This is a genomic window from Sphingobacterium haloxyli (assembly GCF_002980525.1).
GTDB lineage: Bacteria > Bacteroidota > Bacteroidia > Sphingobacteriales > Sphingobacteriaceae > Sphingobacterium > Sphingobacterium haloxyli.
The window spans coordinates 346,897-355,640 of sequence record NZ_PVBQ01000005.1 but is presented as its reverse complement, the minus strand read 5'-3'; the positions used below and the strand labels follow the sequence as shown (position 1 = coordinate 355,640).

At 40.8% G+C, this 8,744-nt stretch carries 5 protein-coding genes and 1 tRNA gene; 3 read left to right on the top strand and 3 right to left on the bottom strand.

The genetic code is table 11. The features are described from left to right. Positions 1-131 precede the first annotated feature (131 nt). The 3 genes from yidC to rplS all read right to left on the bottom strand — a co-directional run bounded on the left by yidC (position 132) and on the right by rplS (position 4,186). Positions 132-1,952 carry a membrane protein insertase YidC gene (gene yidC, locus C5745_RS08825; RefSeq protein ID WP_105716616.1) on the bottom strand — a complete coding sequence of 607 codons (1,821 nt, stop codon included), beginning with the start codon at positions 1,950-1,952 and terminating at the stop codon, positions 132-134. A 42-nt stretch (positions 1,953-1,994) separates the two neighbouring features. Beyond that, positions 1,995-3,602, bottom strand: coding sequence for a CTP synthase (locus C5745_RS08820; protein ID WP_105716615.1), 1,608 nt, complete (start codon positions 3,600-3,602; stop codon positions 1,995-1,997). A gap of 236 nt (positions 3,603-3,838) precedes the next feature. Continuing rightward, positions 3,839-4,186: a 50S ribosomal protein L19 gene (rplS, locus tag C5745_RS08815; RefSeq protein ID WP_105716614.1), complete on the bottom strand. Its 348-nt coding sequence runs from the start codon at positions 4,184-4,186 to the stop codon at positions 3,839-3,841. Positions 4,187-4,548: 362 nt separating this feature from the next. Here rplS and C5745_RS08810 point away from each other — a divergent pair. The 3 genes from C5745_RS08810 to C5745_RS08795 all read left to right on the top strand — a co-directional run bounded on the left by C5745_RS08810 (position 4,549) and on the right by C5745_RS08795 (position 8,731). Continuing rightward, positions 4,549-4,622: transfer RNA gene (locus C5745_RS08810), tRNA-Pro, on the top strand. 275 nt (positions 4,623-4,897) lie between these two features. Beyond that, entirely contained in the window at positions 4,898-5,314 is a 417-nt protein-coding gene (locus C5745_RS08805; protein ID WP_105716613.1) for an immunoglobulin-like domain-containing protein, read from the top strand. A 387-nt stretch (positions 5,315-5,701) separates the two neighbouring features. Beyond that, on the top strand, positions 5,702-8,731 hold the full coding sequence (locus C5745_RS08795; RefSeq protein ID WP_105716612.1) for a glycosyltransferase family 117 protein: 3,030 nt from the start codon (positions 5,702-5,704) through the stop codon (positions 8,729-8,731). The last annotated feature ends 13 nt before the right edge of the window (positions 8,732-8,744 follow it).

The window sequence follows — 8,744 nt, the reverse complement described above, 5'->3', positions numbered from 1 at the left end:
AAACAGAACATGCCTTCCGGTCTTCCCAAAACCATTACAGAATCAGAAAAACAGAAAACCTTCGATAAAAATATTGGGAAACCTCCAAAAATGAAAAAGCCGCCTCAGTTATTTTTGAGACGGCCTCATTTTTATTTCTTTTTGTTCTTTTGTTGGGCCTGTTGTTGGCGCATCATTTCCTCCATTTTTTGTTGAAAAGATGACTTTTTTGCCGCTTTTGGATTTTTCTTATGTTCCTCAATTTTTGCTAAAATTTTATCATCGTCGATGAACTGACGAATAATAAACTGTGTGAGGAATGTAAAAACTGCTGACAAGAAATAGTAGTAGTTTAACCCGGCAGGAAAGCTGTTTAGCACGAAGAAAAATATCAACGGCATAAAGTATCCGATGTATTTCATTTGGTTGTTGGCTGCAGCTCCCGATGTCGCATTGTTATACCACGTGGTCAATAACGTTGTCAACGTCATGAGCACACACATAAATGAGATATGTCCGATCCCGAAAATTGGAGCGAAAGTGATTGGCGAATCATACGTAGACAAGTCCTTTACCCAAAGGAAACTCTCACCTCGTAGCTCAAATAAGTTGGGGAAGAAAAAGAAGAAAGCAAGTGTAAAAGGCATCTGCAATAAGAGCGGCAGACATCCACCTAAAGGATTTACACCAGCTTGCTTATACAATTTCATAGTCTCCTGTTGAAGTAACATGGGATTGTCTTCACCTACTTTTTCCTTAATTTCGTCAATCTGTGGCTTCAATACGCGCATTTTCGCCATAGACTTGTATGATTTGTAGGTCAATGGAAATAATACGCCCTTTAGGATAAGTGTTAATATTAAGATGATCATACCGTAGCCTAAATGTAGACCGTCGAGCACATCAAAAATAGGAACAGTGATAAACTTATTTATCCAGCCCATAGGTCCCCAACCCATTTTGATGATTTTTTCGAAATCATCCCCATGGGCTTTTAGTACCTTATATTGGTTCGGTCCGAAAAAGAAATCGAAGGTATAATGATTGTCTTTTTGGGCAGAGAATTCCAAATCAGCAACCGCTTTATAATGTTTTATAACACGATCGTTTGAATCGAAGGAGACACTTAGTTCCGTGTTGTTCAGCGGTTGATTTGATGTTATTGCGGTAGAAAAGAAATGCTGTTTGAACGCAATCCAACTTAACTTGTTTTCAAGGTTTTCTTTGTCATCACTTGTTTCGGAAAGATTGTCTACGTCGCCGGCTAGTTCTTTATAGAATATCGTTGACCGCTCACGTTCGGATTTTGCGTTCCGTTCCTTTCGCAATAAGGTGGTTTCCCAGTTTAACCCGATAGAATTAGTTTTAATGTCCATGAGATTTTGGATGCCTACAGCTTTGACATCAAGACCTATATTATAGTCATTACCCTTAATTGTATAAGTATATTCTAAATATTGGGTTTCACTGTACTTTAATCTAAAGCCTATCGATTGCGTGGATTCGCCAGTAACTGAAATATCACCACTTTGCGGCGTAAAATTCAAATTACTGGTGCTGACATTTTCGCCATTGGCTTTGAAAACAAAGCCGAATTGGTTCTGCCCCTCGTCAATAATCATGAGCGGTTTGCCGTCGTAATTTGTTTCGTCCTTTAACTGAACGGATTTGACTTGTCCACCTTTGGAACTTATTTTGGCGATAAGTAACTCGTTTTCCAGTGTGACGACTTGCTCTTCACCTAGTTGGGCACGACCGAAAGGTTTATTTGAAAGTTCAGCGGTGTCTATTTTTGTTTGAAGAGCAGCGCTTGATGTGTCTGCTGCAGGAGGGAGACCTTCTCTTACCCTTTTTAACGAATCCTGAAGCCGCTGTTCTTGTTTAAGTTCCTGCTCAGTAGGTTTCATCAAATAAAAAGAGCCTGCTAGGATTCCGAAAATTAGCACTAATCCAATGAGGGTATTTCTATCCATTTTTTATTTTTATTTTTTTAAATATTATATATAACGTGTATATCAACCCTTTTTGTAGGCGATAGCAGCGGCTACAAAGCTAACAAAAAGAGGGTGAGGGTTTGCTACGGTCGATTTTAACTCGGGGTGGAATTGACCTGCCACAAAGAACGGGTGGTTTTTCAATTCGACGATTTCCACCAAGCCTGTTTCTGGATTTTTTCCAGAGGCAATCATGCCGGCTTCTTCATATTGCTTTAAATATGCGTTGTTGAACTCATAGCGATGTCTGTGTCGTTCAGATATTTTGGTTTTACCATAAATGGAATAAGCTCTCGTCCCTTTTTTAATTTCGCATGTGTACGATCCGAGACGCATTGTGCCGCCCATATCTGTGATAGATTTTTGCTCTTCCATTAAGTTAATAACAGGGTGAGGCGTTTTTTCGTCCATCTCGAAGCTGTTCGCTTTTTTCAAACCAAGGACATTTCTTCCGAATTCAATAACGGAGCATTGCATGCCTAAGCAAATACCAAAGAATGGAACTTTGTTTTCTCGTACATATTTGATAGCACTTAATTTACCATCTAATCCACGCTCACCGAAACCCGGAGCAACCAAAACACCAACAAGGTCTTTTAGTTTCTCGGCTACGTTTTCATCGGTTATGCTTTCCGCGGCGATATACTTAACTTTTACCTTGGTTTCATTCATTGCACCTGCGTGAATAAAAGCTTCTGTAATTGATTTGTAAGCGTCAGGAAGTTCTACGTATTTCCCAACTAGTCCTATACATACCTCGCTTGTCGGGTTTTTGAGCTTGCCCAGAAAAGTTTTCCAGTGATCTAGATCCGGTTCATTCTTATTGGACAATTTCAGTTTTGCTAAAGCTGTTTTATCCAATTGTTCCCTCAGCATATTCAAGGGTACATCATATATAGTCGGCGCATCAATAGATTCGACTACGGCGTTGATGTTTACATTACAAAACTGGGCGAGCTTTTTCCTAATATCGTGTGTTAGTTTATGTTCCGTTCGACACACGAGAATATCGGGCTGTATACCGTATTCTAGCAGCGTTTTTACGGAATGTTGTGTAGGTTTGGTCTTTAATTCACCCGCAGCTGCTAAATAAGGCACAAGGGTAAGGTGTATGACCACGGAATCACTGTTGCCAAGCTCCCAGCGCAATTGTCTCACCGCTTCAATGAATGGAAGCGACTCGATATCGCCCACCGTACCACCTAATTCCGTGATAACGATATCATATGCTCCTGTTTGTCCTAAGAGTTGCATCCGACGCTTGATTTCATCGGTAATATGTGGTACGACCTGAACTGTTTTGCCTAAATAAGCTCCCGCCCGTTCTTGATCGATAACATGTTGATATATTCTTCCCGTTGTGACATTATTGGCCTGTGATGTTGAAACATTTAAGAACCGCTCGTAATGACCTAAGTCCAAATCGGTTTCTGCTCCATCCTCGGTTACATAGCATTCTCCGTGTTCGTACGGGTTCAGGGTTCCTGGATCGATGTTGATATAGGGGTCAAACTTCTGGATAGTGACTTTAAGTCCCCGAGCTTGTAAGAGTTTGGCCAAGGAAGCAGCTATAATGCCTTTTCCTAACGACGAGGTTACGCCGCCCGTAACGAAGATATATTTACTCATAGCAATAATGGAATTTCAACTATTTTAAGCCTTAAATACGGCCTTAAATCTGCTTTATGTACGGGATACAAAGATAAGTTTTTTTTCGATATTAACCGAAATTAAAGCATAAAAACCCGCAAGCGTCACTTTTGTAAATGTACTGCGGATATCGTGAAAGGTCAGAGGATTAACCGAGTTGCATAAAAAAAACCGCTAGATCAGTAGCGGTTTTTATGTCTTGAAAGAATACGTTGTTATACACGTTTTGCTTTGATACGTGCAGCTTTACCAGTAAGACCGCGCAAATAGAATAATTTAGCACGACGAACTTTACCTACGCTATTAATTTCTATTTTTTGAATATTAGGTGAATTTATAGGGAAAATACGTTCAACACCTATGCCGTTAGAAATTTTACGAACGGTAAAAGTCGCGTTAGAACCTTCGCTGTTTAACTGGATAACTGCGCCTTGGTATACTTGGACACGCTCTTTATTTCCTTCGCGAATTTTATAATGAACGCTGATGGTATCTCCGGCCTTGAAAGCGGGAATCTCATTTTTCACTACCGCTTGTTCTTCTACAAATTTTACTAAATCCATGATTTCGAGTACTTATTAAACGATTTTATATCCTGTAAAAATCGGAATGCAATATTACAGCTTTTATTTTAAATAAAAAAATACTTTTTCAAAAACCTATTAAACGGCTTTTGATAAGCGGCTGCAAAGATAGGAAAAGTTTTTATTTTTTATATTATATTTATCTTTTGTGCCCGAAGGGAAGTTTGAAGGCTATCCTTGGGGTTTCTACGAAAGCGATGCCATGTATGAAATGATTTCTAGAGCCCGTGCGGCTAATTATCGCGCAATTAATGAGATGTTTAGGAAATAATCTTAAATAAAGTATTGACAGTAATGAAATATGCCGTATATTTGTGCCACGGAAAAAAAAGGTACCGTTTCGGGGTGTAGCGTAGCCCGGTATCGCGCCACATTTGGGATGTGGAGGTCGTAGGTTCGAATCCTGCCACCCCGACAAAAAGCTCGACGAAAGTTGGGCTTTTTTTGTGGGCAGCAGGAAGAGAACCGTGGTTCGATCCGTGGGAGCTTCAGAAATGAGATTGGGGGTAGGCTGAAGTAGCCTGCCGCGCCCTTACAAAAAAAATCGTTTTGATGGCTTGTTTACTTTGTGTTTTTATTGGATATTAGTTTCGCTTGATACTATAGTCGCCCATTAGCTTTTTTTCAAGGTGAACTTGCAAAAAAAATATTGTATATATATCAAGTGCTAGTATTTAGGTGCAAGTGTATATGAAGAAGTTTATTTTACTTATAATCTCGGCGATCTTTTTGTTAAGTGGCACGTCGGTCCAGGACGAAACCGTAACGTTATCAGTGAAACCAACTGTTTTTCATCTCTCGGAGCTCCCAGAGACAGTAGAAGTAACTATGGTAAATAATACCAATGAAACTATATCGGCGGGATTGCATTATTGGATTGAGTGTTATGAAAATGAAAAGTGGGTAAGAGTGTCACCCGAGCAATCTTTTGAAGATATAGGATATAACTTCTCTCCCTCGGTTTTTTTTACATACGAAAAGGATCTTTTCGTCGAACAGATCGATTATAAGGTTGGCAGATACAGGATTGTCAAATATTACCTAAAGCCTGACGATCAAGAAACAAAAGCAGCTTTTAATATCTACGCCGAATTTTACGTTCGATAGTCGCTATAAAATAGCTGCCTGCAAATAAAAAAAGAGCGCAAAATTTGCGCTCTTTTTTTGTTGTCCCACCTGGATTCGAACCAAGACTAAATGAACCAAAATCACTTGTACTACCCTTATACTATGGGACAAACTCTTGTCGAAACGATTATTCCCGTTTTGACGATGCAAATATACGGCAGTTTTTAAAACTTACAAAAAAAAATAACTAAATTCCTATATCCGGACTGATTCTCAAGGAAATATTTTTCATCGTAGGCGCGATACGCTACGCCCCAGCGTTATTGTTTGTAACAAACTTCGTTAAAATGTGCAAATATTATTTAATAGTCGGTTACTATTCCTTATTTTCGGAGCATATTTTAGAATAACCTTATCTAGTAGAGAATGGATTACAAGAAGATCAATAACCTTTTAGGATGGATATGTGGGATCATCGCGACGATAGTATATATCATGACGGTGGAACGCACGGTGAGTTGGTGGGATTGTGGTGAATTTATTGCCTCGGCGTATAAAATGCAGATTGTACACCAGCCAGGTGCACCGCTATTTTTGATGATTCAAAATGTCTTTTCTAATTTGGCTATGGGAGATGTTACGCGAATCGCATTTTGGATGAATATTGGGTCGACGGTATGTAGCGGCTTGACGATTCTCTTTTTGTTTTGGACGATTACTGCATTAGCACGTAAGGTCTTTGTTAGCACGTCGCGTGACGTCGAGATAAATTCTTTGCAACTGTTTTTAATTATGGCCTCCGGTGTAGTAGGAGCCTTAGCTTATGCTTTTACAGATACGTTCTGGTTTTCTGCGGTAGAATCCGAAGTTTATGCCATGTCTTCTTTATGTACGGCCGTCGTGTTTTGGGCCATACTGAAATGGGAGGCTCGTGCGGATGAGCCCCAGGCTGATAAATGGCTTATATTGATCGCCTATGTGATGGGGCTGTCCATCGGGGTACATTTATTGAACTTGCTGGTTATTCCGGCGATTGCCTTGGTGATCTATTTCCGTAAGACGAAAGAAAGCACAGGAGCCGGAATATTAAAAGCATTGGCTTTAGGGGTAGTCGTGTTGGGCTTTATTTTATGGGGGGTTATCCAATATTCCGTTAAAATTGCAGCATATTTTGATTTATTTTTTGTGAATACGCTCGGTTTAGGTTTTGGCTCGGGTCTTGCGTTTTTTATCCTACTGCTCGTTGGCGGACTGGCCTACGGTATTTACTATTCAACCAAAAAGAACAAGTATATCTTGAACATTGCCATGATCAGTACGGCATTTATTATCTTAGGATACAGTTCTTTTGCTATGATTATGATTCGGGCAAAAGCAGATCCTACGTTAAATAATAGTGATCCCGACAATGCGTTTTCTTTTCTCAGTTATTTGAATCGGGAACAGTACGGCGATGAACCACTCTTTAAAGGCAAATTCTTTGACGCACGTCCAACCGGAGTAGAGGATGGCAAAAAGGTATATCGCAAGGATGGTGACAAATATGTGGTTGCCAAACGTAATCCCGTATACAGTTATGATAGGGAGACCCTATTTCCCCGAATTTATAGTGATAAAGGAGGACATCCCGAATACTATCGTGAATATTTAGGGTTGGGGCCAAACGAGTCACCGACGTTTGCAGATAATGTGAAGTTCTTCTTTGGTTATCAGATAGGACACATGTATGGGCGTTATTTCCTTTGGAATTTTGCCGGCCGCCAAAATGATCAACAAGGACATGGTTCTTTTACCGAAGGAAACTGGATCAGCGGCGTCAAACCTATTGATAATATGTTGGTTGGCGGACAGGACGTTTTGCCCGCCTCGGCAAAAGCAGATCCTTCTCGCAATACGTACTTTTTCTTGCCGCTTATCCTCGGATTACTAGGCGCTTTCTGGCATTTCGGTAAGCGGCAGCGCGATGCAGGTGTAGTAGGGCTGTTGTTTTTCTTTACCGGTATCGCGATTGTGCTGTACTTAAACCAAAACCCGTTGCAGCCCCGTGAGCGCGACTACGCTTATGCTGGTTCGTTCTACGCATTCAGTATCTGGATTGGATTAGGTGTCATGGCGATTGCAGACTTCCTTCGAAAGAAGACACATGTTAAAGTTGCTGGATATGCAGCGGCAGTCGCAGGTGTATTGGCTGGTCCGGTCATCTTGATTGCCCAGAATTATGATGATCATAATCGCTCTGAGAAATCCTTAGCCCGTGATATGGCCCGAAATTACTTGGAATCCTGTGCACCAAATGCGATTTTATTCAGTTATGGTGATAACGATACTTATCCACTTTGGTACGTGCAAGAGGTCGAGGGCTTCCGTACAGATGTGCGTGTTGTCAATTTAAGTTTGCTTAGTGCCGATTGGTATATGAGGCAGATGATGAAAAAAGTGAACGATGCCGACGCATTGCCGATTAATATTGATCCCGAATTGATTAAAGACGGGGTCCGTGACGTCATTTATTATCAAGATTATAATATTCCGGGTTATGTTCCGGTACAAGACCTCTTGAGGGTAATGCTATCCGATAGCCCACAAAATAAAGCCCAGCTGCAAAGTGGCGAGTTCGTTAACGTATTGCCAACCAAGAAAATGGAACTGACAGTAAATAAGCAAGCAGTATTAGCAAATAACGTTATCCCCAAGGAATGGGAATCCGCTATTGTGGATACCATGCGTTGGACATACAGTCAGAACTATGCGAGTCGTGCAGAGCTTTCTATGTTAGCGATCCTGGCCAACAACAATTGGGAACGTCCGATATATTATACGATTACGACGCCAGAAACCAACTATATGGGATTAGACAGATATTTGGTAAACGAAGGGTTTGCGTATCGTTTGATGCCTGTCGATTTCGGGCTGCAGGAAGGCGATCCGTCAACCATTGAGAACATAGACCAAATCTACGATAACGTGATGAATAAGTTTTCGTGGGGTAATATCGGGGATGCTTCGTATATAGACCCCGATTCCTATCGCTATATCAGTATGTATGTGGGCTCGATATACGGTCAACCAGCACAGCAATTGCTTTCATCCGGTGAAACGGATAAGGCAAAGAATTTGGTGCTGGATGCTTATGAAAACATGCCGAAAAGAGCTTTTCTGATGTCTGAAGTAATGGGGTACGTTCCGCTGTTGAGCGTGATGTACGAGGTCGGTGAATCCGCTAAAGCAAATGAGATTGCAGAGCGAAATTTAACGTATATTCGCGAAAACATGGCTTATTACGAAGCCGTGGCAAAAACGAAGTCTAATCTGGAATACCGGAATATGCGTTTCGGTTTAGCGTCGATTCAGCGATACAAACAATTGTTAGATGAAGTCGATCAGCCAGAACTGAAAAAACAGGCCGATGCACTGTTTAATACGTATAGGCATTATTTTGAACAAGCGGGCGAATAAAGACGAAAAGCCC

What these genes read in the sequence shown, in the direction of transcription:
- yidC (WP_105716616.1), bottom strand. Translation starts at nt 1,952, where the DNA reads ATGGATAGAAATACCCTCATTGGATTAGTGCTAATTTTCGGAATCCTA.
- C5745_RS08820 (WP_105716615.1), bottom strand. Translation starts at nt 3,602, where the DNA reads ATGAGTAAATATATCTTCGTTACGGGCGGCGTAACCTCGTCGTTAGGA.
- C5745_RS08795 (WP_105716612.1), top strand. Translation starts at nt 5,702, where the DNA reads ATGGATTACAAGAAGATCAATAACCTTTTAGGATGGATATGTGGGATC.
- C5745_RS08805 (WP_105716613.1), top strand. Translation starts at nt 4,898, where the DNA reads ATGAAGAAGTTTATTTTACTTATAATCTCGGCGATCTTTTTGTTAAGT.
- rplS (WP_105716614.1), bottom strand. Translation starts at nt 4,186, where the DNA reads ATGGATTTAGTAAAATTTGTAGAAGAACAAGCGGTAGTGAAAAATGAG.